The sequence below is a fragment of the Bradyrhizobium sp. AUGA SZCCT0177 genome (assembly GCF_018130125.1).
Lineage (GTDB): Bacteria > Pseudomonadota > Alphaproteobacteria > Rhizobiales > Xanthobacteraceae > Bradyrhizobium.
The window spans coordinates 72,636-97,061 of record NZ_JAFCMA010000018.1 but is presented as its reverse complement, the minus strand read 5'-3'; the positions used below and the strand labels follow the sequence as shown (position 1 = coordinate 97,061).

The following is a 24,426-nucleotide window of genomic DNA, read 5'->3' as shown; positions in this document are numbered from 1 at the left end:
CACTACCCGGCGATCATTTCCTATTTGCCTATATACGACGGCCCCAACCAAGCTTCGGTTCGACCGAACGATAAAAGTCTAATGAAAACGGTATTGTAGGCAATTCGTTCCCTTATTTCGCACGCCGCGTCTGCCCTGGAAATCCCGGAAAACCACTGGATTCAGCCCGCAGTATAGATGATCAGCTTCAGCGCCGGATCGTCATTGGCCTGGAAGCTCGCGTATTCCAGCTTCAGCCGCCCCTTCCTCGGATGGCTCAGGGATTTCTGGCCGGCCGAGACGCCGCCAATATCATGGGCCTCCCACCAGCCCGAAAATTCGGGACAGCCCTGCCGCAGCCGTGCAAGCAGTTCCTGGAACGCGGGATCGCCGGCCCACAAGTCATGCGTGGCGCGGAACTGCGCCACGATGCGCCGCGCCTCTTCTTCCCATGAAGCGCCGAATAACTTTCGCGTCGCGCGGTTGGTCAGCACGGTGAGAAGAATGTTGCGGTCGCCTTCCGGCAGCCGGCTGAACGCAAAGATTTCATCCGCGGCCGCATTCCAGGCCAGAATGTCCCAGCGGCGGCCGGTGACATAGGCCGGCAAATTGAGCCGCTCGACGGTGCGCCGGACTGCAGGCGGCACGGTTTCGGGGACAAAGGCGCGGCGGTCGGCATTCTGCGTCAGTGCCCGCAGATGCTTGTGCTCAGCCTTGCCGAGCCGCAGCGCGCGGGCCAGCGCGTCGATCGTCGCCGCCGACGGACTGACGGTGCGCCCCTGCTCGAGCCGGATGTACCAGTCGACGCCGATGCCTGCGAGTTCGGCAACTTCTTCGCGCCGCAAGCCGGGCGTTCGCCGCCGCCGCCCGATCGGCAGGCCGACCGCCTTTGGCGTCAGCTTTTCCCGCCGCGAGCGCAGGAAATCGCCGAGTTCGCTTTGCCTGGGATTCATGGGCCTGCACTTCGTCAGCGGGGGATCATTCAATCCTAGGATAATACCAGGTCTTGTTGGCGAAATGAAGGGTTGCGAAAATCGGCTCCTCGTTGCGAAAGGATGCCCATCATGAAAGCCGCCGTCTTGAAACAATTCGGATCGCCGCTCGCGATCGAAACCCTGCCCGATCCCGTCCTCGGCACCGGCGAAGTGATCGTAGACGTGATGGCGAGCCGGGTTCTCGCCTACGCCAATGAAGTCCTGAGCGGCGAACGCAAATACCTGCTGGAATTGCCTGTGGTGCCGGGTCCCGGCGCGATCGGCCGCGTCCGCGCCACCGGCCCGGATGCGACCCATCTGGCCACGGGCGACTGGGTCTATTGCGATCCGACGGTGCGCTCGCGCGATGATGCGCTTGCCCCCGACATCGCGCTGCAGGGCCTGACCGCCGGCAGCGACGGCGGTCTGCGGCTGCAGCGATACTTTCACGATGGGGCATGGGCCGGACAAATGCGGGTGCCGACGGAAAACGCCGCACGGATCGGCAGCATTGCAGAAGCGGACGCCGCGCGCTGGTGCGCGCTGGGCACGCTGCTGGTGCCGTATGGTGGCTTCCTCGCCGCCCAATTGCAGGCCGGAGAGACCGTATTGGTCAATGGCGCCACCGGCAGCTTTGGCAGCGCGGCGGTGGCCGTCGCGTTGGGCATGGGTGCCGCTTGCGTCATCGCAACCGGCCGCAACGAAAAGGCACTGGCCGATCTCGTGCGCCGGTTCGGCCCACGCGTCCGCATCGTTCCGATGCGCGGCGAGGAGGAAGACGACCGCAAGCGGATCCTGCAAGCCGCCGCGGGCGGCATCGACTGCGTGCTGGACATCCTGCCGCCTGCGGCCAACGCGATGCAGGTGCGGACCGCCATCCTCGCGGTGCGGCCTTACGGACGCGTGGTGCTGATGGGCGGCGTCGGCATGCTCGGCGGCGCCGGCCTCGACCTGCCCTATTCATGGATGATGCGGAACTGCATCACCCTTCGCGGCCAATGGATGTACCCGCCGCACGCGGCCCTGTTGATGGTTGGGCTTGTTCGCGCTGGCCTGGTCAGCCTGGATCAATTCGAGGTCACTTCGTTTGCGCTCGACGACGCCAACGCCGCGGTCGCGCATGCGGCAAGCAATAGTGGTCCGTTCCGGATGACGGTGATCGAGCCGCCGAGATCGCGCTGATCAGGCGCCGATGATCGAGCGCCTTGATCAGGCGCCCAGGATGTCGTGGACTTCGAGCGGCTTGTCGACCTGGCTGAACCATTCGGCGCGGTTGGCGGCCCTCCGCCGGCCGCGCTCGTCGAGCGGCAGCTTCAACTGGCGGAGCAGGCTCGTCACCTCCTCGCGCGCCGTCACATGGCCCATGCTCGGCCGCGTGCCGAGCGTGGCCTCATCGAGGTCGTCGAGCGCGGTCAGCCCGCGCGGGAAGAATTCGCGGTAGACCACCCGCTCGGCAAGGCCGTCGATCGAACGAAAGCCCAGCCGCAACGACAGATCCTTCAGACTGTCGGCGACGAGCTGCTTGTTGCGCGAGCCGATCATCGACAGCCGGTTGCGCACCACGATCCAGTCGGTCGAAGCGCCGTCGAGCTGGCGGCGCTTGCGCCGGACGTCGCGCACCATCTCGGCATAGTGGCTTTCGCCGGTCACCGAATAGGTGGCGGGGTCGACGGTGCCGAGCACGTCGAAATCGAGGAAGCTGTCGTTGATCGGCGTCACCAGCGTATCGGCCATCGAATGGGCCAGGCGCATCAGATAGGAATCCGACCCCGGCGTATCGATGACGATGAAGTCGAAGGCGCGCTCGACCGTGCTCACCGCTTCCATGAACTGCTGGAACTCGGAGTTTTCATTGTCGGCGATCTGCATCGTCTCGCCGAGCTTGATGCAAAAGTGGACGGGAATTTCGAGATCGAGGCCGGTGCGGCGGGCCCACGCGGTGCGGTTGCCGATGTACCGGGTGAAGCTCTGCTGGCGGCAGTCGAGGTCGATGGTGGCGACACGCTGACCGGCTTTCATCAGGGCGACAGCGATATGCAGTGCGGTGGTGGATTTCCCCGAACCGCCCTTCTCGTTGCCGAGCACGACGACATGCGCCGAACCGGACTGACCCTGACTAGCCTGAACCAACATGACTCAACCCCAACCCCCATTTGATATCTTCAAATCACGCGCGGCTGTGGTCAAGCGAAATGCGTGATAACGCTTTTAAATCATTGTCTGCCTGCCTTAATCATGAATCCGCTTGGCGACATCGCGTTCATCTGTGATCGAGCGCACGTTTCCACGCGCCGAACCCGACTGGCGATACATGACCCATGCAGCTACGTCGGACTGCCGTGATGAGTTGCACAGGTTGATCACCTTGGCGGCAATGCCTCGGCCTTATAAGGTCGCATCGCCCGCCAAGAGGCCGCGGCCAACAGCCCCCTCACCCCAAACATCGTGCAAGAGATCGAGCCCAGATGCCGCGAAGCCCCATGGTCGTCCGTACCGTCCCCGCATTGCGCCGCGCCCTTGATGGCCTTCGCGCCAGAAAGGCTGATATCGCGCTGGTGCCAACCATGGGAGCGCTCCATGACGGCCATGTGTCGCTGGTTCGGCTCGCCAAGCGCCGCGCACAGAAAGTCGTCGTCTCGATCTTCGTCAATCCGACCCAGTTCGCGCCAACGGAGGATTTCGGCTCCTACCCGCGCACCTGGAAGTCCGACGTCGCCAAGCTCGCGGCCGAGAAGGTCGACCTGATCTGGAATCCGGACGTCAAGGCGATGTATCCGGAGGACTTCGCCACAAGGATCGTGCCCGAAGGTCCGGCCACCGCCGGGCTGGAAGATCGCTTCCGCCCGCACTTCTTCGGCGGCGTCGCCACCGTGGTCGGCAAGCTGTTCACCCAATGCCGGCCGGATGTCGCGATCTTCGGCGAAAAGGACTTTCAGCAATTGCGGGTGGTGACGCAGATGGCGCGCGATCTCGATCTCGGCGTCAAGGTGATCGGATCGCGCACGGTTCGGGAACGCGACGGGCTGGCGATGTCCTCGCGCAACGTCTACCTCGCGCCCGAACAGCGCCAGGCGGCGCCCGAGCTCTATCGCGCGATGAAGCAAAGCGCGGCGCGCCTGCGCGCCGGCGAGCCGGTCGACGCCGTCATGGGGGCCGGTGCCGAGACGATCACAAGAGCGGGTTTTGCGCTGGACTATTTCGAGGTGCGCCACGCCGAAACGCTGGCGCCGATCGCCTCGCTCAAACAGGGTCCAATGCGGATGCTGGTCGCCGCCAAGATCGGAACCACGCGGTTGATCGACAATATCGCGGTTTAGGCCGCCGAACCCCGCCCCACTTGCGCGGAGCAACCTCTGCGTGAAATATGTCCACAGGGATAGCGGGGGGAACTGCCAGCATGGGTGCGCGATCGATAGCTACGGTGATATTCGGCGGACTGCTGACGATGATCGCAGTCGGTTTCGCCCAGGCCCAGGCGCCGACACCAGATCGGCCGCCGGTCGGCGGCATCGGCCAACTGCCCGATGCCATGATCTTTTACGTCGCGCGCGGCACGGTGGGCGCTTGTGGGCCGGGCTGCTCGGAATGGATCGCCGCCGAAGGCACCGTGCTGTGGGATACCCACAAGCGGCTGATCAACATCCTCGACAGGACCGCCGGGCGCAAGCTGCCTGTCGTGATCCACACCCGGGGTGATTCCGATGTCATTGTCGCGATGAGTCTCGGCAGAATCCTGCGCAGCCGCAGCATCGACGCCACGATGGGACCCACCGAGGTCGAAGCGTGCCGGGGCAAATCGGAGGCGGATTGTTTTGCGCTCAAGCGTCTCGGCGGGCCGCTCGATGCGAAGCTCAAGCTCCCCCAGGATCCCTGCGATTTTGCGTGCGTGCTGATCCTGGCCGGCGGTGTCCATCGCACGCTACCGGCCGGTGCCCGGGTCATGCTGACCGGCTATTACGTTTATAACCGGTTGGCGCCCAATCTTTCCAAGGACGAACGCGTCGGCCTGACCGCACGGTATGATGAGCTGTTCCGCGTCTACTTGCGCCAGATGGGGGTTGAGACCGAGTTGATCGACATCGTCGACAAGACCTCTTCTGTCCGCCGCCGGATCGAACTGCCGCCGTCTGATTGGATGCGGCTGCATCTCGTCACCGCGGCATCCCTGTAACGCCTGGCGGCGCACGGTGGACGCGGCCGAATTGAGCCAGTCTCAGAGCAGCCCGAGGTCGCGCAGTTCCCGCCGCATTGGCTCCGGCATCGACGCCACGACCGCGGCGGACTTGCCGAGATCGGCGGGCGCGCCGTCCTCGGTCAGATAGCGCCAGCCCTGGAACGGGCGCATCGGCCGCGGCGAGACGGCGATGACCTTGGGCTGCATCACCAGGCGGCACCGTCCGATACCGTCCTTGTCGCGGAACGGCTCGATCGCGATCAGCTTTTCGCGCGCCGCGATCTCTCCCTTGATCACCCAGTAGAGCGAGCCGCCGGCAAGCAGTTCCTCGTCGCGTTTCGGCGTCATCCGGGTGACGTGGATATGGCGGAGCGGCAAACCCTTTTTCCTGGCGGTTGCCATCCGTTCGGCAACCCAGCCCTTGAGTTCTTTGACCGACTCGCAGCCAACGGCGAGCTTGATGAGATGAAGCGGCATGGATCCGGGTTTAGCGGGCCCCGCGCCGTTTGAAAACGATCATTCGTTGGCGGGCGCAGCAGCTGTGGATGACACCGTCGGTGCCGTCGGCGCCCCCGGTGCCGGCGACAGCTGGACCGGCGCGGCCGGCGCACGTTTCGGCGCCGGTGGTTGTTTTTTGGCTGCCGCCAGCGCTGGTGACGCTGCGGCGGTTGGTGTGGCCGGTGCGGCGGTAGTCGGTGCTGCTGCTGCGGCCGGGGCCGGGCGCGGTGAAGCCGGTGGATTGGCAGCAGCTGGCGCCGGCGCGGCACGAGCGGCGGGCGGCTCCGGGTTCATGATGCTAATGGGCGGGGTATTGGCCGCACTCGGGAACTCGGCATTGGTGGGCTTGCCAGTGGGCATCGACGGCGGCAACCCCGCGAGCAGCCCCGGTGTTGTCGCAGCCAGGGGCGGTGCGTTCCATGACGGCGCATAGCGCGTGATCAGGTTCTCGTAGAGGTGCTCGTCCATATTGGCGACGACCTGGCGCTTGTCGGCCAGCGCGGCGAACGCGGCGCATGCAGCCGGCGTGCAATGGTCGCGCGCCATCAGCACATAGGCCATCAGCCCGTAGCGGTCGCGCTCGACGGCGCGGCGCAGTGCCTGCAGATCGGAACTCGTCGCTTTGTCGGCTGCGGCAGCATCGCCGACCCCGGTCAGGCGGGTGATCTGGGACGCCGCATAGGTGACCGCGGCAGCGACCGAGTCGGCGGACCCGAACAGCGTCTTCTCGCAGGCGTTGAGGACGGCATCGCCGGCGAGATCGTCGATACAAGAGAGCTGCGGCAACGCTGCACTGACCGAAGCCACCCGGGTTCCAGCGGACGAGACGCCGCCATCCGGCCCGAAGCTGCGGATGGTCGCGGCGACAGCGACGACGATCGCGAGCAGCGTCATGACCGTCAGCACGCCATTGGCCACGGATTTCTCCGCGCGCAGCAGCGTGATCAGAACGATGATTCCCAAAAATCCCGCCGCGGCCAGCGTCAGCCACATCGGAAAGGTCGGTACGCGCCAGATCTGATCCAGCGAAGATGCCCAGTCCCAGCTCATGCGCGGTGTCCCTCACGCAGCATAACGCGATCAGCGAAAGCGAATGCGTGTTTGCCCGCATTCACTTCCGACAGAATGGTCCTGCGAACGGGGCCTTTTGACGGCGGGCGATATGGAACCGCGTCAACCGCAGGTTTGCGCACAGCTTCAGGAGACCGCAAGCTGCTCAGGAGACCGCGAGCGCGGCTCAGGAGACCGCAAGCGCGGCTCAGGAGACCGCAAGCGCGGCTCAGGAGACCGCAAGCGCGGCTCAGGAGACCGCAAGCGCGGCTCAGGAGACCGCAAGCGCGGCTCAGGAGACCGCAAGCTGGCTTTCCTTGGCTACCCGTTCGAAGGCTTCGGTCGAGCTCTTGATGCGATACTGGCAGTCGTCACCGTCGGTCGGAAGCAGCCGGATCACCTCATAGGTGCCGCTGGCGGCCGGTCGGGCAACGTTGCTGGCAGTGAAATAGACAGTCTCTCCAACGGTGAACTTGTGCTTCAACGCCCTCTCCATCACGCAAGATTGTCGGCGGCGCTTAGTTGTCCCGCTAGCGATCGGCCGACTTGAGAACCCTGGGTCAACCTAGCACACCACAGGCCCAAAAAGCCAGCAACATCGAGGCATCCAGAACACGCATATTTTGCAGATATTTCAGTGCGTTAAATGCCAGTTTGGGGGAATTTGCATAGCCGCTATTCCGGCCGCAATTCCGCATCCCCGGCCCTATGCGGTAGCCAGGGCCGGTGCGGTTCAGGGGCCATGGAATCGGACGGGTTAACGCCGCGCCTCAGATCGCCTCCAGCCCGTCGATCAGCATGGTTTCGGCCAGCCCGTCGCGGGTCCACTCCTGGAACGCCGGCAACCCGTCCATCGCATCGACGTAGCGCTGCGCATCGCCAGTGACCGGAATCGCATAGGTGCGGAAACGATGCACGACCGGTGCGAACATCGCGTCCGCGCCGGAGAACGCGCCGAACAGGAACGGCCCCGCTTTGCCATAGCGCTGATGGCACTCGGCCCAGATCGCCTGGACCCGCGCCACATTGGCCTGCGCGTCATCCGACAGCGCAACCGCGCGGATCGGGCGGTGCAAATTCATGCCGCATTCGTTGCGCAGCGCCATGAAGCCCGAATGCATCTCCGCCGAGATCGAACGCGCATGGGCGCGGGCCGCGCGGTCTTCCGGCCACAGTTTGGTTTGCGGGAATTTTTCGGCGAGATATTCGATGATCGACAGCGAATCCCACACCGTGACATCGCCATCGACCAGCGCCGGCACTTTTCCCGCATCGCTGAAGCTCAGGATGCGTTGCTTGTCGGCCGGGTTGTCCGTGTACAGAGGAATCAAAACCTCTTCGAACGGAATGTTGTTGGCGTGCAGCGCCAGCCACGGCCGCATCGACCATGACGAATAATTCTTGTTGCCAATGACCAGTTTCAACATTTCAAGGGAATCCTGTTGGGATCGCCATCATGGCATAGTGCGCGGCAATCGTTCAACCTGTACATCTAGAGCGTTTTCCAGCGAAGTGGGCACCGGTTCGCGTCAAGAAAACGCGTCAAACCTAGATGCCGTGACCAAGCGACGACGACGGGGACCAGCATGACCGGATACTGGGTCGATATCGCGGCCATCACGTTCTTCGTCGTGGAGTGGACGGTTTATGCCTTCACCCTCGAGCGTACCGCCTACGGCCGGGACAGCCTGTCCGCGCGCATGCATATCTATCGCGAGGTCTGGATACGAAACCTGCTCGATCGCGAAACCCGCATGGTCGACATGCAGATCATGGCTTCGTTGCAAAACGGCACGGCGTTCTTTGCCTCCAGCAGCCTGATCGCGATCGGCGGCGGGCTGGCCCTGCTGCGCGCCACCAACGACGCATTGGCGGTGCTTGCTGCGCTGCCGATCGATCTCAGCCCCTCGCCGGCCCTGTGGGAAATCAAATGCGTGGGCTTGATCCTGATCTTTACCTACGCCTTCTTCAAATTCTCCTGGGCCTATCGCCTGTTCAACTATGTCGCCATCCTGCTCGGCGCGATGCCGCCGGCCTCGGAAAAAGGCACGCCTGAGGCGGAAGCGCATGTCATCCGCACCACCCGATTGTTCGAATCCGCCGGCCAGCATTTTAATCGCGGCCAGCGCTCGTTCTTCTTTGCGCTCGGCTATCTCGGCTGGTTCGTCAGTCCATGGGTGCTGTTCGTGACCACCGCGATGGTCGTGATCGTCACCTGGCGGCGGCAGTTCGCGTCGAATGCGTGGAAGGCGATGGGAAGCTGAGGAGAGCTTGATGCGGCTCCATACAACGCTGTCATACCCGCGAATGCGGGTATCCAGTACGCCGTGGCCTATCGGTTCAATCATTGCCGTCTCTGGAATACTGGGTCACCCGCCCCCCGTGCGCAATTGCGCACTCGGGCGGGTGACGACGACTGAATGCGTGTTCGCGATCTCGCGACGCATTGCGCCCGAGCTTTGAGAGAAATTTCCTTGCCCTCTCCAAAATCAGAGGGCGCAGGGAATGCCGGATGCGCGCTGCACCCGCGATCTCGTGTGCGAATTGTGCTAAGTAGGCTGCACACGAGCATACAGGGCAGCGGAGAACATCCGACATTCCCTGCGCAATGGCTTTACGGCTTATATCGCGCTCTCCCTGGTGAACGGGCTTGCTTGCCACCATTGCCCCTGATCAGCTTTTGGCTTCTCAGGAACGTGACGCCAGCATCGGGCGTCAGGACCACACGACTTCACCGTACGCTTCAGCTGCGCGCGTCAAAGCGCAACTGTTGCGTCCACCGCGACCCGCCCCTCGTTGTGACGATGGCCAACGCCCCTCTGAGTGGGACGGGATGACGATTTATGTGCCGGTGATTTGGGGTCGAAGGAAAGGGAAATATTTTTGATTTTCAGAAATTCTGGGCTTGACATGATTTCTGTAAATCGAAAGTGATTTGCCCGTCGGGTTGATTTGTCGCGCTCGCCGCGTCCAGTTTGTTGTTGCACACGCGGCGACGCCGTTCGCACGACGTAGGTGGATGGCGGGTAAACTCATCAACTCAAGCGATCACCGGACGCCCGCTTAATCGCGCAATACGGACTCTATTCAGGCATGGCATGAGTTCCGAACAGTGCCCGTCAACAGCCGGCTCCCCGCACGGCGGCTTGTGGCCCCCGGGCCCGAAGGGTTCGCCGCGGTTTTGATTGATCCAGATCAATGAAGGTCTTGCCGACCGGCAGGTAAGAAAAGTGAGGTCAGGCATCCTGCAACGGAGCAGGCACGTGGCCGCCTATCCGCCGATTAGAGAAGACACGTTGACTGGCACCGCGGGAGCGTGTGGCCGGCGCAACGATGTCCGATATTGGGAGCTGGCAGGTCGTTTATGAGCGACACGTCAAATAAACAGAGAGGTAAGCAACAGCCGGCACCTGAGGCCGTGCTCGCGCCCGGCCGACGTGCGGAATTTCTCGTATTCGCCATCATTGCCGCCTTCATTTGGCCGGTGGTCGCCGTCGGCGTGGTCGGCGGATACGGCTTTCTCGTCTGGATGTCCCAAGTGATCTTGGGCCCTCCCGGTCCTCCGGGAGGGTAACGTCGCCATGGAAAGCCCAGGACCTTCCCGCCGTTCACTGTTGCGCGGCCAACTCCTCTCCAGGCCCGTCGCCATCATCAACGACGATTGTCTGGCCAAAGCTGGCATCGTCTGCCGCTCCTGTGGCGACGCATGTTCGGCTTCAGCCATTCGTTTCCGTCCCCGCTTCGGGGTGCCGCCCGAAGCCATCGTGATTGATGACGCCTGTACCGGATGCGGCGACTGCGTCCGGGTGTGCCCGGGCGACGCCATCTCGCTGGGCGCCGCCCGCCACGGTGGCACATCATGACGGCGGAAGGCACCATCCACATTTCGAGTGCGGTTATCTCCGTGTTGCCGAAACACCGGGACGAGGTGCTGCGCATGCTCGCAGCCCTACCGGAGGTTGAGACTCATCAAAGCAACGCATCGAAAATCGTCATCGTGATGGAAGCGGCGGAGAGTGGAATCATAGGTGGCCGTCTCGCCGAGATCGCATCGTGGCAAGGCGTCTTGTCGGCCAACATGGTGTTCGAGCAGGTCGAGCGTTTAGCCGATATCGGAGACTAGAACATGTCACTGTCGCGACGCGAATTGTTGAAGGCGCAGGCTGCCGCTGTCGCAGCCGCGGCCGCCGGCATCGCCGTTCCGGCCGCCGCGCAGCCGGTGGCGGGTGGCGTCGGATCGCTGGAGATCAAATGGTCCAAGGCGCCGTGCCGGTTCTGCGGTACCGGATGCGGCGTCATGGTGGGCGTCAAGGCCGGCAAGGTCGTCGCCACCCACGGCGATACGCTCGCCGAGGTCAATCGCGGGCTGAACTGCATCAAGGGCTACTTCCTCTCCAAGATCATGTATGGCGGTGACCGCCTGACCACGCCATTGCTGCGCAAAAAGGGCGGCGCCTTCGACAAGAACGGCGAACTGACGCCGGTGTCCTGGGACGAAGCCTTCGACGTGATGGCCACCCAGGCCAAGGCTGTGCTGAAGGAGAAGGGCCCGACCGCGCTCGGCATGTTCGGCTCGGGGCAGTGGACGGTGCCGGAAGGCTATGCCGCCACCAAACTGATGCGTGCCGGCTTTCGCTCCAACAACCTCGATCCGAATGCCCGCCACTGCATGGCGTCGGCTGCGGTCGCGTTCATGCGCACATTCGGCATGGACGAGCCGATGGGCTGCTACGACGATTTCGAGGCGGCGGACGCCTTCGTGCTCTGGGGCTCCAACATGGCGGAGATGCATCCGATCTTGTGGACGCGGCTCACCGACCGGCGACTGAGCCACCCGCATGTGAAGGTGGCGGTGCTCTCGACCTTCACCCACCGCAGCTCCGACCTTGCCGACATTCCGATCATATTCAAGCCAGGCACGGATCTGGCGATCCTGAACTACATCGCCAACCACATCATCACGACCGGGCGGGTCAACCAGGATTTCGTCAAGAACCACACCACCTTCGTCAAGGGAACGGTCGACATCGGGTACGGATTGCGCCCGGACCATCCGCTTGAAGTCAAAGCCAAAGGCGCGGCGACAGCCGGCGCGACGCAGCCGATTGACTTCGAGGCCTATGCAGCCTTTGTGAAGGACTACACGCTCGAGAAGGTATCCGAGCTCACGGGCGTCGAGCGCGGCTTCCTGCAGGAGCTCGCCGAGCTCTACGCCGATCCGAAGCGCAAGGTGATGTCGCTCTGGACCATGGGCTTCAACCAGCACGTTCGCGGCGTATGGGCCAATCAGCTGCTCTACAATCTGCATCTCTTGACCGGGAAGATCTCCGAACCCGGCAATTCGCCGTTCTCACTGACGGGACAGCCGTCCGCCTGCGGCACGGCGCGCGAAGTCGGCACCTTCGCGCACCGCCTGCCCGCCGACATGGTCGTCACCAATCCCGAACACCGCAAGCACGCCGAGGACATCTGGCGCGTCCCGAACGGCATCATTCCGGAGAAGCCGGGCTATCACGCAGTCGAACAGGACCGGATGCTGAACGACGGCAAGCTGAATTTCTATTGGATCCAGGTGAACAACAATCTGCAGGCCGCGCCGAACTCTTCCCGGGAAACCTATCCGGGCTACCGGAATCCGGCGAACTTCATCGTCGTCTCCGACGCCTACCCGACCGTAACGGCGATGGCCGCCGACCTGATTCTGCCGGCGGCGATGTGGGTCGAGAAGGAAGGCGCCTACGGCAACGCGGAACGGCGTACTCACGTCTGGCGGCAGCTCGTCGACGCACCCGGCGAGGCGCGCTCCGATCTCTGGCAGATGATGGAGTTCTCCAAGCGCTTTACCACCGACGAGGTGTGGCCCGCGGAGATCCTCGCCGCCAATCCCAACTATCGCGGCAAGACCCTGTTCGAAGTTCTCTTCCGCAACGGCAACGTCGACAAGTTCCCGATAAACGAGATCCCGGCCGAGTACGAGAACCGCGAGTCAAAGGCGTTCGGTTTCTACGCGCAGAAGGGCCTGTTCGAGGAATACGCCCAGTTCGGCCGCGGCCATGGCCACGATCTCGCATCCTACGACACACTTCACACCAACCGCGGAATGCGCTGGCCCGTCGTCGACGGCAAGGAAACGAAGTGGCGCTACCGCGAAGGTCTTGATCCCTACGTCAAGCCGGGCAAGGGCGTCGACTTCTACGGCAACAAGGACGGACGGGCGCGGATTATCGCGGTGCCCTACGAACCGCCCGCGGAATCCCCCGACAAGGAATTCGACATCTGGCTGGTGACTGGCCGTGTGCTCGAACATTGGCACTCCGGCTCCATGACCATGCGAGTGCCCGAACTCTACAAGGCGTTCCCCGGCGCCCGCGTCTTCATGCATGCGGAAGACGCGCGTGCCCGGGGCATCAATGAGGGCGCGGAGGTCCGCGTGGTTTCCCGCCGCGGCGAAATCAAGAGCCGCGTCGACACCAAGGGCCGCAACCGGATGCCGCGTGGCGTGGTCTTCGTCCCGTGGTTTGATGCCAGCCAACTCATCAACAAGGTGACGCTGGACGCAACCGATCCCATTTCCAAACAGACGGACTTCAAGAAATGCGCGGTCAAGATCATTCCGGCCTGAAGCGACTTCGCACGCCTCTGGCGAGCTCACTGCTCGGCGGCTTGCTGGTGTTCATCTGCGGCGCGATCTACGCCCAGACCGCCCCCCAGAATCCGCCTCAGATCGTGCCCCGCGTGACCGGTGCAGCCTCCCCGATGGGCGACGTGCCAGCGGCGCCCCTGGCCCGACCGGTCGTCGACGACAAGCGATTGATGCGCAATTATCCGGAGCAACCGCCCATCATCCCGCACTCGATCGATAATTATCAGCTCACGCTGAAGACCAACCGCTGCCTCGATTGCCACCGACGCCAGTTCACCGAAGGCTCGGGGGCGCCGATGATCAGCGTCACCCATTTCATGGACCGCGACGGGCAAGTTCTCGCCGACGTTACGCCGCGCCGATACTTCTGCACCGCCTGTCACGTCCAGCAGACGGATGCCCAGCCGCTCGTGCCGAGCACCTTCAGGGACATGCTTCTCGTCGAACCCGGAAAGAAGTGAGAAGCCTGCATGCAGCGAGTCAGGGCACTCCTCATCTGGTTCTGGCGGATTGCCAGCCGCCCAAGCGCGCATTTGAGCCTGGGCTTCCTCGCACTCGGCGGTTTCGTCTGCGGCGTGATGTTCTGGGGCGCCTTCAACACCGCGCTGGAAGTCACCAACACCGAGAAGTTCTGCACCTCCTGTCACGAAATGCGCGACAACGTCTTCCAGGAGTTGCAGCACACGCCCCATTTCTCCAACCGCTCGGGCGTCCGCGCCACCTGCCCCGACTGCCACGTTCCGCACGACTGGACGGATAAGATCGCACGCAAGATGCAAGCATCGAAGGAAGTCTGGGGCAAGATCTTCGGCACCATCGATACCAGGCAGAAATTTCAGGCCCACCGTCTCGAACTCGCCAAGAACGAGTGGGGGCGGATGAAAGCCAACGATTCGCTGGAATGTCGCAACTGCCATTCTTCGGCGGCGATGGACTTCACCAAGCAAACGCGGCGTGCGGCGGAAATCCACGCAAAGTTTCTCGTACCCGGCGACAAAACCTGCATCGACTGCCACAAGGGCATTGCACACGAACTACCCGACATGACTGGCATCGAACCGGGCTGGCTGCCTGCGCCCGAAATGAGGGATCGTCAAAGTCAATTTGACGTTCCCGAACACGACCTCTTGCGTTATCTGGCAGCCACAAAGGCCGACCGGTAACCCGTGTGGCGAAGTAGTCTCGTCAGCTGCTTTCGGCAATATCCGAACTGGGTCACTTTTCTTGACTCCATAACGAGGATGTCCGTTCCACGCTCAGGAGCAGACATCGTTAGGCCGGCCGGGCGATTGAGCCGAAGGCATCCGCGCTACCAACTCTGGAGCAGCGATTGAACTTTCAAGCTGTCATGAGCGACAGACGCAAACGGATGATAGCGGGTTGGGATGGCCAACCGCATAACGGACAACCCATGCGTATTCTTCTCATATCGCTTTTGCTGTTTGCGACCTCCGCGGCTGCGCAACCCGCGCCTGCCATCGACTGCGACGCGATCAAGAACTCCACCGTTCCCGTTGAGTTGGCCTATCATGGTCAGGACGGCACGAGGACAGTCGTTCAGGCCCATCGAGACACATCGGGCGGCAGGGTTGTATGGACTCACCAGACACAGCCATCCACGCGCCCAAACCCACCCGTCTTCGTGACGAAGGCAATCTATGTCGATGGAACCATCGCATCGGCGGACTGGACGACACCTTACGCCGGCAAATACTCGCATCACACATTGAAGTATACGCCTGATGGACTCCCCAGGCATTTTGATCGTCGATCTGATTTGACGTACAAGATGCGTGCGGTATCAACGGACGGTGAGAATATTACTCAAGAGAAAACCAGTACGATCTCCTACAAGTTCAAGTCGGAAGGAACAGTCGCGGTTGGATCCTGCGTTCTCCAGGTGATCCATGGCGAGAGCGAAAACACCAACGAGGCCGGCCGCACACGTCGTAGCTTTCAACTCTACTTCCCGGAGCTACAGATAATGGCCACGGCGACCGATGCGGAGCCCATTGTCGATGGTCTCAGCACGGTCCTTTCCGAGATCAAGCCGGTCAACGCCCGCAGGGCGGATTGAGCAGCGCGCCTAGTTCTCGAAACCGACGAACACCGTGGCTTCCTCGACGGACTTTCGTTCGGACACCACCGCATTGGCCGGGAAACTTTCATCCGGCCAGCCCAGCGCGATGCTTTTCATGATGACCTGATCGTCGGCTATGCCGGCGTGCTCGCGTACCACAGGTGATTGCATGATGCCCTGACTGTTGATCACGGCGCCCAGCCCGCGAGACCAGGCAGCATTGACCAGGGCGGTCGCCACGGCGCCGCAATCGAAGGGCGTATCGTCGCTGCCATCCAGCACACGGTCATAAGTCACGATCACGCATACAGGCGCGTCGAATTGACGGAAGCCGCGCAATACCCAGTCCTGGCGCCTATCCTTGTCATCGCGCGCGATCCCCATTGCGGAGAATAACTGCTTGGCTACCCCGACCTGCCTGTCGCGGTGCGGACCTGCAAAGGCCTGACCGGTGCGGAATTCGCGCGACTGCGGTACGCCCGCCACCATCCGCTCGGTGTTGCCGGCGCGGATACGATCCAGCGGTTCGCCGGTGATGACATAGAAATTCCAGGGCTGGGTGTTCATCGACGACGGAGCGCGCATCGCCAGAGCGATGATTTCCGCGATCAGCGCCTTGGGTACTGGATCGGGCTTGTAACCGCGGATACTTCGGCGACCGAGAATAACGTCATCAAACTTCATGTGTCTAAGTTTCCCGAGGTGACTTTTGAACTGGCCTGGATTTTCGCGGTTTCCTCGCCTCTGCGCAAGCCAGAGGTCGGCCGCACAAGTACGGCTCAATCCGCCGTACCAGCTGTCACCTTAATAAGATCCGATCAATGCGACATCAATGTCGGTTTGGTCATCGAGGCAAGCATACCACGCGTCGTCCCACCAAGAATAAATTCCCGCAGCCGGGAATGCCCGTACCCGCCCATGACAATGAGGTCGGCACCTGTATCGGCTGCATATGACAGGATTGCATTGTAAACACCGATCTTGCTGACGGGGATGCGCTCAATCCTGGCGTTTACTCCGTGACGGGTCAGATGGGTCGCGATGTCAGCACCCGGAAGGTCTGCGCTTTTGGCGCTCTGAGTGTCCGCAACAACAATACTCGTCGTGCCGGAGCGGATAAGAAACGGCATGGCATCGGCGACCGCTCGGGCGGCTGCCCGGCTGCCATCCCAGCACACCATGACATGATCGAGTTTGAGGCGCTCCTTCTGAATAAAAGGTACGATGAGCACCGGTCTTCCGGATTCGAACAGCGCTGCCTCAAGGACGATATTCGTGGTTCGATGATCCCGGTCCCCTTCAAATTGGCCAATGACGGAAAGATCGAATCGTCTTGCGATATGCGCAAACCGGGTTGGCCCGTCGCCGACGTCAGTTTCAATTCTCCGTGTTTCGGCTGAAACGCCGGCGCGACGCGTCGCCTCGTCAAACGCGGTGGCCACGGACTCTGCGCGTTTGTGAGCTTCAACTTGCTGGGCTCGAATAAAGTTAGCGGACAGGTCAACGTCACCAACCACTGCCGGATAGAAGGCGGTCCCCATGATGTGTGCGCCGAATGTTTCCGCAACCGACAAGGCGTAATTGGAAACGCCATCTTGCGATGTACCGTAAGACAGGTTGACAAGAATATCTTTGATCATGGCTCTGCCTCCTGTGAGGTGATCGCGTAACTACGCAAATTCCAGTGCCCATCTTTATCCCGGCGGCGCACTATTCCCGTGTCCCGGGAGCTGCGTGCCGATTCGAGTAACAGGGCAGACGGGTCCACGCTGCATGCCATCGAGACACTCCTGATCCGGCCGTCACCAGATGGCGGTCAGGCTGAGACTTCAAGCGATCGTGTCAGCGGTTGATGAAATCACGATCGGTCATCCGTTCCCAGGCTGCAAACGAGATCACCAATATACGGGACGGAAGTTCGATTTGATCGCTCTGTCTCCAAGAGTGCAATGTGACTAAACGTATCAGTGTCGATCGCCTGCATTGATTCCTCGTGTCGCACGCGCGACATTGCCAAAATGCAAATGCATTGCTCAAAACTCAAAATGTCATCTTTGCCTTCCGTATTTTTGGGCGATTTCAGAAAAAATATCACGAACCCGCAAAATCCTGCGGCGTGAAGTTGAGGTCGAGCACCTTCCATTCGCCGTAACGGTCGACCGGCAGCATCGCATAGGGCTGGCAGGCTTCCAGCGCGCTGATGGCGCTGCGCATCAACAGCGGGCCCTTGGCGGAAGCGCTGGCCTCGATCAGCTGCGGCTCCACCGCGAGCTTGCCGTCCTGGCCCATGAACACGCGCAGCTTGACCTTGACGTCGTCGGAGCCTTTCAACGCGGGCGGAAGTTTCGAGCAGGTCCGCAAGTGCCGCCGGAACGCCGCGACGACGCTTGAATTGACGTCGGCGGACGTGGTCGCGGGTGCGTCGAAATTGTCTTTGCCCTTGTCGCCGGATGACGGCGCGCTCGGCGAAATCGGCGGCGGCAGACCGAGCAGGACGTTGTATTTGAGTGTCAGGTCAGGCTCGGGCGGCTTGTAGGCCGGTGTCTGCGTCACCGCTTGCGGTGGCGCGGCCGGCTGCGGCGCCGGGCTCGGTGCGGCCAACGCCTGCTTCTGTGGCGGCGGCGGAGGTGGAACCGCAGGTGGTTGAACCGCAGGCGCCGCCGCGGCCGCGGGCTTGTCGAGCGCGGTGAAATCAGGTTGCGGCGTCGGCGTCGCAGCCGGTTCCGGCGTCTTCTCGATCTCGGCCTTTTCGGGGATATCCTGTTTTTCAGGGATATCTTGCGGCGCGACGATATCGACCGCGATCGATTCAGGCGTCACAGCGCCGAACGGGTGCACGTCGGAGAACACGAGCAGCAACGCCAGCAGCGACAGATGGGCAATCGCCGATGCCGTCATGTCCGAAGGTATGATCTGGCGCAGGTTCATCGTACCAAGACAATCGATGGGCTTCGAGCATACCGCCCGGCGCGACCGCCGCTCAATCCCATTTCGGCGCAAAGCCGAAATTGGTGAGCCGGCCGCTGGCGCTACCCATCCCGGAAATCTCGCGCATGTCATCGTCCGACAGTTCGAAATCGAATATCTCGATATTTTCAGACAGCCGCTCCAGCTTCGACGTCCGCGGGATCGCCGCCACGTTCTGCTGCACCAGCCAGCGCAGGCACACTTGCGCTGATGTCTTGCGATAGCGGTCGCCGATCCGCAGCAAGGTCTGGTCGTTCTTGACGCGGCCCTTGGCGACCGGGCTATAGGCCACCAGCGCCATGCCATGGCGCGCGCAGGCTTCCCTCACCTTGGCTTGGTCCAGATAGGGATGGTATTCGACCTGGTCGCAGACCAGCGGCTCCGGGCACGCCGCCACCGCCTCCTCGATCAGGGCCACGGTGAAATTGGAAACGCCGATATGCCGGGCAAGCCCAAGCTGCTTGACCCGCGCCAACGCGCCCAGCGTCTCCGACAGCGGCACCTGCGGATTGGGCCAGTGCAGCAGCAACAGGTCGATCTCGGTCAGGCGCAATCTGGCGAGACTTTCCTTCGCCGATCGCTCGAGATCGTTGGGCGCGAAATGCGTGGTCCAGATTTTCGTCGTGACGAACACCTCGCCGCGCTTGACGCCGGAGCCGCGCAGCCCCTCGCCCACTTCGCGTTCGTTCTCGTAGACCTGCGCGGTGTCGATGTGCCGATAGCCGAGCCGCAGCGCCTGCTCGACCAGGCGCGCACAGGTTCGTCCGCGCAATTCCCAGGTGCCGAGCCCGATCGCCGGGATTTTTGCGCCGTTGGCTTCGATGAAATGCATCGCCCATTATGGGCCGTCGGCAGCTCAGTGCCAACACATAACGGTTTCGAGCGAGGTGGATTGCGGCTCGCACGGCAATCAAGTTTACGCAGATTGCGTAGACTTATCTGCGGTAGAAAACGCGTCAAAAGAGTCTGGGCCGTGTACCCATGAACCCGGCGGCGTGATGCGACGAAGGCCACGTCCGCTCTGCCCGTAAGGCGACCAAGTTCGTGCGACCGCGCAATATGTCGCTCGCCTCCAGGATGCGAGCCACACCGGCACATCCCTTGATTTGGCGCGATTTCTGTGGTAGCTACGCTTCATGATCAACGTCGTGCGCACCGCGAACCGTAAAAACGTAACCCGCTCTCGCTGGGCCGTGGAAGGAGTCGTGCGCTAGAAATTCGACGACGCGATCTTTTCACCAGGCCCCGCCGGCATCGGACGGGGCCTTTTGTTTGGCCATGCTCCCTGCCGGCGCAACAGCAGGAGCATCCGATGCCACCCCAACAGACGAACATCACATCCGGGACCGAGCGCGATGCCGCAGGGCTCGGCCTCGACCTGCCCGTCGCATTACCAACGGCCGCATCGACGCGGAACGTCCTCGGCTTGCTCAAGCGATATTGGCGTGCGTTTCAGGAGCGGCGCCAACACCAGCGCTTGCGAGCCGGCTTGGCTTACCTGAGCGACAGAGAGCTGATGGACATCGGCCTGACGCGCGATGAGATCGACCACATCACACCTCAACGCGCTATCGACAGGATCAGAGATAGCGCGATGTACCTCTTGAGCCGTGGCGGGATGTAACCGATCAACCGTCACATGCGGACTGCGCTTTGCGAACAAGCGGCGGTCAGCGCGGCTGCTTGCCTTCGTTGAGTTTGCGTCAATCAGGCTATGGCTGCGCCTTGGTGAGTCCGCGTCCTAGATGGTAGCCGGTTCCGTGGCGAGCGCCGCGAACACGGTCTCCGGCGAATGGGCGATGACGGCAAGCAGCGCCCGCGCCGGTCCGCGCGGCGCGCGTTTGCCCTGCTCCCAGTTCCGGATGGTCTCGACCGGCACCCCGAGCCGTGCGGCGAATTCGAGCTGGGTCAGGCGTGAGCGGCGGCGCAGATCGCGCACGGCCAGGAGCGGCGGTGGGTCCGCCGCTGGTGCGGAGGCCAGTTCCGACATCGCGCTCGCCGGCGCGAGCGGGAACTCCTGCCCGTCCCGCAGTTCCACGATCCGTCCGTCTGCCTTGAGCCGCAAGCGCTGCATGTTCGATTCCCGATCCGGGAATCATCGGCCAAGCGCGTTAAGGCCCGATTAACGATACTGGCCACACGCCTTGCTCATTTCAGCCCGAACCACAGCGTGGCGATGCCGAGGAACGAGAAGAAGCCGACCACGTCGGTGATCGTGGTGACGAAGGTGCCGGACGCCACCGCCGGATCGGCCCGCACCCGGTCCAGCACGATCGGGACCAGGATGCCGCCCAGCGCGCCGGCGATCAGGTTGCAGATGATGGCGAGCCCGATCACGATGCCGAGGCCGGGGATCTTGAACCACGCCACCGCAGCGACGCCCGTGATAACGGCAAAGGCGAGCCCGTTGACGAGACCGACCATCGCCTCGCGCAAGACCACGCGGAGCGCGTTGTTGGAATGAAGTTCGCGGGTGGCCAGCGCCCGCACCGCCACCGTCATGGTCTGGGTCGCGGCGTTACCGCCCTGGCTCGCCACGATCGGCGCCAGCACGGCCAGCGCCACCATCTTTTCCAGCTGGCCTTCGAACAGGCCGAGCACCGAGGATGCCAGAAACGCGGTCGCCAGATTGACCAGCAGCCAGTTGAAGCGGGCGCGCGCGATGGTCCAGACGGTGTCGGACAATTCTTCGTCGCTGGTGACGCCGCCGAGCGCCTTCAGGTCCTCGTCGGCCTCTTCCTCGATCACGTCGACGACGTCGTCGATGGTGATGACGCCGACCAGCCGGTTGGTGGTATCGACCACGGGGGCTGCGACCAGATTGTATTTGCCGAACATCCGCGCGACCTCTTCCTGGTCGTCGAGCACGGAGACGCGGCGGCGGTCTTCCTCGATCAGGTCGGCGAGCGGCACCGGCCGCCTTGCCCGCAGCAGCGTGTCGAGCGAGACGGCGCCCTGCCAGTGCTGGTTGGCGTCGACAGCGTAGATTTCATAGAACCGGTCCGGCAGGTCCGGGGTGTCGCGCATGTAGTCGATCGCCTGCCCGACGTTCCAGTCCGGCGGCACCGCGATGAATTCGGACTGCATCCGCCGGCCGGCGGAGTTTTCCGGATACAGCAGGCTGCGCTCCAGCGCGTCGCGCTCGGACGGCGGCAGCTTTTCGAGGATCTCTTCCTGGTCCTCCTCGTCGAGGCCTTCGAGCAGTTCGACGGCGTCGTCCGATTCCAGTTCGCGAACGCCCTCCGCAACCGTCTGCGGTTCGAGCTCTTCGAGGATTTCCTCGCGAACGGCGTCGTCGACCTCGTTCAGCGCCGAGAAGTCGAAATCGGTGCCTGTCAGCTCGACGAGATGGACGCGGTCGTCGGGTTCGAGGGCGCCGATCAAATCGCCGAGATCGGCCTCGTGCAACTCGGCGACGACCTCACATAGCAAGGGGCGATCGGCGGCCTTGATGGCGCGTGTGATTTCCTCGACAAACTCGTGGCGGATCTGGCCCTCTTCATCCCGCATCAAGGCTGGATCGAGCGCCGACCCGTCAACGGGTCGCGCGGCGGCTTGGGCAACGTCGATATCCTCGGCCATGCCGCGCCTCGCCGGTTTGACAGAACTTGCGTTTGAGTTATCGCTGCACGCATTACCCAATCGGCAACGCAAAGCGCAATGCTAAAGATGCACAACGGCGAATGACCCCAGGATTCACCAGGACGCTCTGCGCAGCCATCGCGGCCGCGACGGTGTGGGCCACAGCGGCCACGGCCGCCGAATGCCCGCGCAAGGACGCGCTCGGCACCTCACGGGTTCTGCGCGTCGATGCCGCTACCTCACCGCGCGTCGGCCTGAAGAGCTTTCCGCAGACCCTGCCGCTGCAAGACAACGAGGTGGTCCTGACCTTCGATGACGGGCCGTGGCCGGGCACGACGCCCCAGGTGCTGGCCGCGCTCGCGCGCGAATGCGTGCTCGCCACCTTCTTCCTGATCGGCAGGTCGGCTTCGGCGCACCCGGAACTGGTGCGCAGGATTGCAGCCCTTGGCCACACGGTCGGGCACCACACCTGGTCGCATCCCAATATCAAACACATGAAGCCGGATGCGGCCGTGGCCGACATCGACAAGGGCTTTGCAGCGGTTGAAAAGGCGCTCCACGGCACCGTCACGGCGCCCCCGGGGATCGCAAGCGCGACCCCGGGGATCGCAGTTGCGACCCCGAGCACGCCGTTCTTTCGCTATCCCTATTTCGAGATGACGCCGGCGACGCTGGACCTGCTGCAAAACCGCGGCATATCGGTGTTCGGCGCCGATCTCTGGGCCAGCGACTGGGAGCCGATGAAACCGGCCCAGCAGTTGAAGCTGCTCACCGAGCGGCTGCAGGCCGCCCGCAAGGGAATCATCCTGCTGCACGATCCGAAGGCGCAAACCGCGGCCATGCTGCCGGCGTTCCTGCGCTATCTGAGAGACAACGGTTACCGCGTGGTCCATATCGTCCCGGCAGCCGCGGCGGCCACCGCCAGGGCTGTCCAAAACCCGAAATAAGTGTGGTATTTCGGCTATTAAGGCGGCATTCATGGCCCGCCGTTAAGGATTGCAAACAAGGCATTTTTCGAGTGAACCGAATACCGGTCCGCGCGGACCAAACTTCGATTGGGAATGAAGCCGGGGTTCTATGATCGCTAGCGCAGGTATGGGGCTCCGTCAGCGGGCATCGATTACTTTTTCAGCCGCAATTTCAGCCGCAATGTTTCTGGGAATGCTGACCGGCGTCACGGCGCAGGCCGCCCCGGCTGCCAATTGCCCCGGGCATCCCGACGCGATCGGCACGTCGCGCACGCTGGTGGTCGATCCGCGGCAATATCCGCTGATCGGCACCATGCAATATGCCAAGACGCTGCCGCTGGAAGATCATGAGGTGGTGCTCACCTTCGACGACGGTCCGCTGCCGAAATACAGCAACCAGATCCTCGACATCCTCGCTGCCCATTGCGCCAAGGCGACCTTCTTCCTGGTCGGACGGCAGGCGAACGCCAACCCCGAAGGCGTGCGCAAGATGCGCGATGCCGGCCACACCATCGCCACCCATACCCAGAACCATCCCGGGAACATGAACCGGCTCTCGATCGATGGCGCCAAGAAAGAGATCGAGGACGGCATCGCGTCGATCACGTCAGCGCTCGCCGACGGCACCGCGCCGTCGCCTTTTTTCCGCATTCCGGGCCTCGGCCGTTCCGATGTGATCGAGGCATATGCCGAAGCAAAAGGCCTGCAGATCTGGAGCGCCGATTTTCCCGCCGACGACTGGCGGCCGGTCTCATCGCAGCGCGTCTATGATCTCGCGATGCAGCGGCTCGAGGCCAAGGGCAAAGGCATCCTGCTGCTGCACGACATCCAGGCGCGCACCGTCGCAGCCTTGCCGCGAATCCTGAGCGATCTGAAAGCCCGCGGCTACCGCCTCGTCCATGTCGTGCCGGCGACAGCGGACCGGCCGGCGACGCCGACCGAGCCGTCGCAATGGCAATTGCATCCGATATCGGAGCAAGTGGCGACGTCACGCTGGCCCAAAATTCCGAATTTTGCCTATACCGCGACCGCGGCCCTGCCTGCGCCCGCGTTGTCGGACTCCGATTGGCGCAATACGGCGCCTGCGGACCGCGTGCAGCGGCGCGCGTTGCGCGACGCCTTGTGGTCGCGGCAGGTGACGCTGGTGCTTGACCCGCCCGCGCTGCCGGTCCCGGCGCCTGGCGTGTTCAAGCTCCCGGAATCGATCCGCGTGACGATGCTGTATTCGCCGCCATCCGCCCGCAAGGTAGAGCCGACCGCGCCTGCCGCCCACGAAGTGTCCGCCAAGCAGGCGGCACGCCCTGCCAAGCACGCAAAACATGGCGGCAAGGGCGCTGCCAAACATGCGCAGGTCAAGCCGGCCAAGAAGGTCCGCATGGCCGGCCTGAAGAAGCGCTAGAACTTCGGCTCTGATGAAATCAGAACCGAAGCTCTAGATTCTTGTTTTGACGCGTTTCCTACCGCAGATAAGTCTACGCAATCTGCGTAAACTTGATTGCTGTGCGAACCGG

The 24,426-nt window shown here is 62.8% G+C and carries 26 protein-coding genes; 14 read left to right on the top strand and 12 right to left on the bottom strand.

Annotated elements, in window-relative coordinates; genetic code table 11:
* Nucleotides 1–161 precede the first annotated feature (161 nt).
* Nucleotides 162–932: a helix-turn-helix transcriptional regulator gene (locus JQ597_RS21550; protein ID WP_212266222.1), complete on the bottom strand. Its 771-nt coding sequence runs from the start codon at nucleotides 930–932 to the stop codon at nucleotides 162–164.
* A gap of 111 nt (nucleotides 933–1,043) precedes the next feature.
* Here JQ597_RS21550 and JQ597_RS21545 point away from each other — a divergent pair, with 111 nt between their 5' ends.
* Nucleotides 1,044–2,135: a zinc-binding dehydrogenase gene (locus tag JQ597_RS21545; protein WP_212266220.1), complete on the top strand. Its 1,092-nt coding sequence runs from the start codon at nucleotides 1,044–1,046 to the stop codon at nucleotides 2,133–2,135.
* A gap of 27 nt (nucleotides 2,136–2,162) precedes the next feature.
* Here JQ597_RS21545 and JQ597_RS21540 read toward each other — a convergent pair whose 3' ends face one another.
* Entirely contained in the window at nucleotides 2,163–3,086 is a 924-nt protein-coding gene (locus JQ597_RS21540) for a division plane positioning ATPase MipZ (protein ID WP_212266218.1), read from the bottom strand.
* A 332-nt stretch (nucleotides 3,087–3,418) separates the two neighbouring features.
* On the opposite strand from JQ597_RS21540, the gene panC reads away from it, so the two are divergent.
* Together panC and JQ597_RS21530 are read left to right on the top strand one after the other, a co-directional pair.
* On the top strand, nucleotides 3,419–4,270 hold the full coding sequence (gene panC / locus JQ597_RS21535; protein WP_212266216.1) for a pantoate--beta-alanine ligase: 852 nt from the start codon (nucleotides 3,419–3,421) through the stop codon (nucleotides 4,268–4,270).
* Nucleotides 4,271–4,350: 80 nt separating this feature from the next.
* Complete coding sequence (locus JQ597_RS21530) at nucleotides 4,351–5,124, top strand: hypothetical protein (RefSeq protein ID WP_249133486.1); 774 nt, start codon at nucleotides 4,351–4,353, stop codon at nucleotides 5,122–5,124.
* A 42-nt stretch (nucleotides 5,125–5,166) separates the two neighbouring features.
* On the opposite strand, the gene JQ597_RS21525 is transcribed toward JQ597_RS21530, so the two are convergent.
* The 4 genes from JQ597_RS21525 to JQ597_RS21510 form a co-directional block, all read right to left on the bottom strand.
* Complete coding sequence (locus JQ597_RS21525) at nucleotides 5,167–5,604, bottom strand: DUF1489 family protein (RefSeq protein WP_212212433.1); 438 nt, start codon at nucleotides 5,602–5,604, stop codon at nucleotides 5,167–5,169.
* A gap of 39 nt (nucleotides 5,605–5,643) precedes the next feature.
* A complete protein-coding gene (locus JQ597_RS21520; protein WP_212266214.1) occupies nucleotides 5,644–6,675 on the bottom strand; it encodes a hypothetical protein in 1,032 nt (343 codons plus the stop codon).
* A gap of 292 nt (nucleotides 6,676–6,967) precedes the next feature.
* Nucleotides 6,968–7,171, bottom strand: a complete 204-nt coding sequence (locus JQ597_RS21515; RefSeq protein ID WP_192733742.1) for a hypothetical protein — start codon at nucleotides 7,169–7,171, stop codon at nucleotides 6,968–6,970.
* Nucleotides 7,172–7,445: 274 nt separating this feature from the next.
* Entirely contained in the window at nucleotides 7,446–8,102 is a 657-nt protein-coding gene (locus tag JQ597_RS21510) for a glutathione S-transferase family protein (RefSeq protein ID WP_212266212.1), read from the bottom strand.
* A 159-nt stretch (nucleotides 8,103–8,261) separates the two neighbouring features.
* Between JQ597_RS21510 and JQ597_RS21505 the strand changes: the two genes are divergently transcribed.
* From JQ597_RS21505 to JQ597_RS21470, 8 genes are all read left to right on the top strand, one after another.
* Nucleotides 8,262–8,939: a DUF599 domain-containing protein gene (locus JQ597_RS21505; RefSeq protein WP_192733744.1), complete on the top strand. Its 678-nt coding sequence runs from the start codon at nucleotides 8,262–8,264 to the stop codon at nucleotides 8,937–8,939.
* A 1,100-nt stretch (nucleotides 8,940–10,039) separates the two neighbouring features.
* Nucleotides 10,040–10,249, top strand: a complete 210-nt coding sequence (locus tag JQ597_RS21500) for a nitrate reductase (RefSeq protein ID WP_212266210.1) — start codon at nucleotides 10,040–10,042, stop codon at nucleotides 10,247–10,249.
* Nucleotides 10,250–10,256: 7 nt separating this feature from the next.
* The gene (locus JQ597_RS38495) at nucleotides 10,257–10,538 is read left to right on the top strand and encodes a 4Fe-4S dicluster domain-containing protein (RefSeq protein ID WP_212266208.1); all 282 of its coding nucleotides are present in this window, start codon (nucleotides 10,257–10,259) and stop codon (nucleotides 10,536–10,538) included.
* Complete coding sequence (locus tag JQ597_RS21490; protein WP_212266206.1) at nucleotides 10,535–10,798, top strand: chaperone NapD; 264 nt, start codon at nucleotides 10,535–10,537, stop codon at nucleotides 10,796–10,798. Before JQ597_RS38495 ends, JQ597_RS21490 begins: the two co-directional genes overlap by 4 nt.
* A gap of 3 nt (nucleotides 10,799–10,801) precedes the next feature.
* Nucleotides 10,802–13,297 (top strand): periplasmic nitrate reductase subunit alpha, encoded by a 2,496-nt coding sequence (gene napA, locus JQ597_RS21485; RefSeq protein ID WP_212266204.1) that lies wholly within the window; start codon nucleotides 10,802–10,804, stop codon nucleotides 13,295–13,297.
* Nucleotides 13,270–13,779 (top strand): nitrate reductase cytochrome c-type subunit, encoded by a 510-nt coding sequence (locus JQ597_RS21480; RefSeq protein ID WP_212266202.1) that lies wholly within the window; start codon nucleotides 13,270–13,272, stop codon nucleotides 13,777–13,779. Before napA ends, JQ597_RS21480 begins: the two co-directional genes overlap by 28 nt.
* Before the next feature lie 9 nt (nucleotides 13,780–13,788).
* Nucleotides 13,789–14,481 (top strand): cytochrome c3 family protein, encoded by a 693-nt coding sequence (locus JQ597_RS21475; RefSeq protein WP_212266200.1) that lies wholly within the window; start codon nucleotides 13,789–13,791, stop codon nucleotides 14,479–14,481.
* A 248-nt stretch (nucleotides 14,482–14,729) separates the two neighbouring features.
* On the top strand, nucleotides 14,730–15,395 hold the full coding sequence (locus JQ597_RS21470; RefSeq protein ID WP_212266198.1) for a hypothetical protein: 666 nt from the start codon (nucleotides 14,730–14,732) through the stop codon (nucleotides 15,393–15,395).
* A 9-nt stretch (nucleotides 15,396–15,404) separates the two neighbouring features.
* Here JQ597_RS21470 and JQ597_RS21465 read toward each other — a convergent pair whose 3' ends face one another.
* The 4 genes from JQ597_RS21465 to JQ597_RS21450 form a co-directional block, all read right to left on the bottom strand.
* Complete coding sequence (locus JQ597_RS21465; RefSeq protein WP_212266196.1) at nucleotides 15,405–16,082, bottom strand: nitroreductase; 678 nt, start codon at nucleotides 16,080–16,082, stop codon at nucleotides 15,405–15,407.
* Between the two features lie 134 nt (nucleotides 16,083–16,216).
* Entirely contained in the window at nucleotides 16,217–17,038 is an 822-nt protein-coding gene (locus JQ597_RS21460; RefSeq protein ID WP_212266194.1) for a universal stress protein, read from the bottom strand.
* Between the two features lie 451 nt (nucleotides 17,039–17,489).
* Nucleotides 17,490–18,326 carry a cell envelope integrity protein TolA gene (gene tolA / locus JQ597_RS21455; RefSeq protein WP_212266192.1) on the bottom strand — a complete coding sequence of 279 codons (837 nt, stop codon included), beginning with the start codon at nucleotides 18,324–18,326 and terminating at the stop codon, nucleotides 17,490–17,492.
* A gap of 52 nt (nucleotides 18,327–18,378) precedes the next feature.
* Nucleotides 18,379–19,197 (bottom strand): aldo/keto reductase, encoded by an 819-nt coding sequence (locus tag JQ597_RS21450; protein WP_212266190.1) that lies wholly within the window; start codon nucleotides 19,195–19,197, stop codon nucleotides 18,379–18,381.
* 480 nt (nucleotides 19,198–19,677) lie between these two features.
* On the opposite strand from JQ597_RS21450, the gene JQ597_RS21445 reads away from it, so the two are divergent.
* A complete protein-coding gene (locus JQ597_RS21445) occupies nucleotides 19,678–19,989 on the top strand; it encodes a DUF1127 domain-containing protein (RefSeq protein ID WP_212266189.1) in 312 nt (103 codons plus the stop codon).
* Between the two features lie 117 nt (nucleotides 19,990–20,106).
* Here the strand turns inward: JQ597_RS21445 and JQ597_RS21440 are convergent, their stop codons facing one another.
* Nucleotides 20,107–20,439, bottom strand: a complete 333-nt coding sequence (locus tag JQ597_RS21440) for a helix-turn-helix domain-containing protein (protein ID WP_212266187.1) — start codon at nucleotides 20,437–20,439, stop codon at nucleotides 20,107–20,109.
* Nucleotides 20,440–20,513: 74 nt separating this feature from the next.
* Nucleotides 20,514–21,947: a magnesium transporter gene (mgtE, locus tag JQ597_RS21435; protein ID WP_212266185.1), complete on the bottom strand. Its 1,434-nt coding sequence runs from the start codon at nucleotides 21,945–21,947 to the stop codon at nucleotides 20,514–20,516.
* 101 nt (nucleotides 21,948–22,048) lie between these two features.
* On the opposite strand from mgtE, the gene JQ597_RS21430 reads away from it, so the two are divergent.
* Together JQ597_RS21430 and JQ597_RS21425 are read left to right on the top strand one after the other, a co-directional pair.
* Nucleotides 22,049–22,894, top strand: a complete 846-nt coding sequence (locus JQ597_RS21430; protein ID WP_212266183.1) for a polysaccharide deacetylase family protein — start codon at nucleotides 22,049–22,051, stop codon at nucleotides 22,892–22,894.
* Nucleotides 22,895–23,096: 202 nt separating this feature from the next.
* Nucleotides 23,097–24,314 (top strand): polysaccharide deacetylase family protein, encoded by a 1,218-nt coding sequence (locus tag JQ597_RS21425; protein ID WP_249148082.1) that lies wholly within the window; start codon nucleotides 23,097–23,099, stop codon nucleotides 24,312–24,314.
* Nucleotides 24,315–24,426 lie beyond the last annotated feature (112 nt).

Excerpts from the sequence above, each read along its gene's own strand:
- JQ597_RS21550 (WP_212266222.1), bottom strand. The coding sequence starts at position 932 with ATGAATCCCAGGCAAAGCGAACTCGGCGATTTCCTGCGCTCGCGGCGG.
- JQ597_RS21545 (WP_212266220.1), top strand. The coding sequence starts at position 1,044 with ATGAAAGCCGCCGTCTTGAAACAATTCGGATCGCCGCTCGCGATCGAA.
- JQ597_RS21540 (WP_212266218.1), bottom strand. The coding sequence starts at position 3,086 with ATGTTGGTTCAGGCTAGTCAGGGTCAGTCCGGTTCGGCGCATGTCGTC.
- panC (WP_212266216.1), top strand. The coding sequence starts at position 3,419 with ATGCCGCGAAGCCCCATGGTCGTCCGTACCGTCCCCGCATTGCGCCGC.
- JQ597_RS21530 (WP_249133486.1), top strand. The coding sequence starts at position 4,351 with ATGGGTGCGCGATCGATAGCTACGGTGATATTCGGCGGACTGCTGACG.
- JQ597_RS21525 (WP_212212433.1), bottom strand. The coding sequence starts at position 5,604 with ATGCCGCTTCATCTCATCAAGCTCGCCGTTGGCTGCGAGTCGGTCAAA.
- JQ597_RS21520 (WP_212266214.1), bottom strand. The coding sequence starts at position 6,675 with ATGAGCTGGGACTGGGCATCTTCGCTGGATCAGATCTGGCGCGTACCG.
- JQ597_RS21515 (WP_192733742.1), bottom strand. The coding sequence starts at position 7,171 with ATGGAGAGGGCGTTGAAGCACAAGTTCACCGTTGGAGAGACTGTCTAT.
- JQ597_RS21510 (WP_212266212.1), bottom strand. The coding sequence starts at position 8,102 with ATGTTGAAACTGGTCATTGGCAACAAGAATTATTCGTCATGGTCGATG.
- JQ597_RS21505 (WP_192733744.1), top strand. The coding sequence starts at position 8,262 with ATGACCGGATACTGGGTCGATATCGCGGCCATCACGTTCTTCGTCGTG.
- JQ597_RS21500 (WP_212266210.1), top strand. The coding sequence starts at position 10,040 with ATGAGCGACACGTCAAATAAACAGAGAGGTAAGCAACAGCCGGCACCT.
- JQ597_RS38495 (WP_212266208.1), top strand. The coding sequence starts at position 10,257 with ATGGAAAGCCCAGGACCTTCCCGCCGTTCACTGTTGCGCGGCCAACTC.
- JQ597_RS21490 (WP_212266206.1), top strand. The coding sequence starts at position 10,535 with ATGACGGCGGAAGGCACCATCCACATTTCGAGTGCGGTTATCTCCGTG.
- napA (WP_212266204.1), top strand. The coding sequence starts at position 10,802 with ATGTCACTGTCGCGACGCGAATTGTTGAAGGCGCAGGCTGCCGCTGTC.
- JQ597_RS21480 (WP_212266202.1), top strand. The coding sequence starts at position 13,270 with ATGCGCGGTCAAGATCATTCCGGCCTGAAGCGACTTCGCACGCCTCTG.
- JQ597_RS21475 (WP_212266200.1), top strand. The coding sequence starts at position 13,789 with ATGCAGCGAGTCAGGGCACTCCTCATCTGGTTCTGGCGGATTGCCAGC.
- JQ597_RS21470 (WP_212266198.1), top strand. The coding sequence starts at position 14,730 with ATGCGTATTCTTCTCATATCGCTTTTGCTGTTTGCGACCTCCGCGGCT.
- JQ597_RS21465 (WP_212266196.1), bottom strand. The coding sequence starts at position 16,082 with ATGAAGTTTGATGACGTTATTCTCGGTCGCCGAAGTATCCGCGGTTAC.
- JQ597_RS21460 (WP_212266194.1), bottom strand. The coding sequence starts at position 17,038 with ATGATCAAAGATATTCTTGTCAACCTGTCTTACGGTACATCGCAAGAT.
- tolA (WP_212266192.1), bottom strand. The coding sequence starts at position 18,326 with ATGAACCTGCGCCAGATCATACCTTCGGACATGACGGCATCGGCGATT.
- JQ597_RS21450 (WP_212266190.1), bottom strand. The coding sequence starts at position 19,197 with ATGCATTTCATCGAAGCCAACGGCGCAAAAATCCCGGCGATCGGGCTC.
- JQ597_RS21445 (WP_212266189.1), top strand. The coding sequence starts at position 19,678 with ATGCCACCCCAACAGACGAACATCACATCCGGGACCGAGCGCGATGCC.
- JQ597_RS21440 (WP_212266187.1), bottom strand. The coding sequence starts at position 20,439 with ATGCAGCGCTTGCGGCTCAAGGCAGACGGACGGATCGTGGAACTGCGG.
- mgtE (WP_212266185.1), bottom strand. The coding sequence starts at position 21,947 with ATGGCCGAGGATATCGACGTTGCCCAAGCCGCCGCGCGACCCGTTGAC.
- JQ597_RS21430 (WP_212266183.1), top strand. The coding sequence starts at position 22,049 with ATGACCCCAGGATTCACCAGGACGCTCTGCGCAGCCATCGCGGCCGCG.
- JQ597_RS21425 (WP_249148082.1), top strand. The coding sequence starts at position 23,097 with ATGTTTCTGGGAATGCTGACCGGCGTCACGGCGCAGGCCGCCCCGGCT.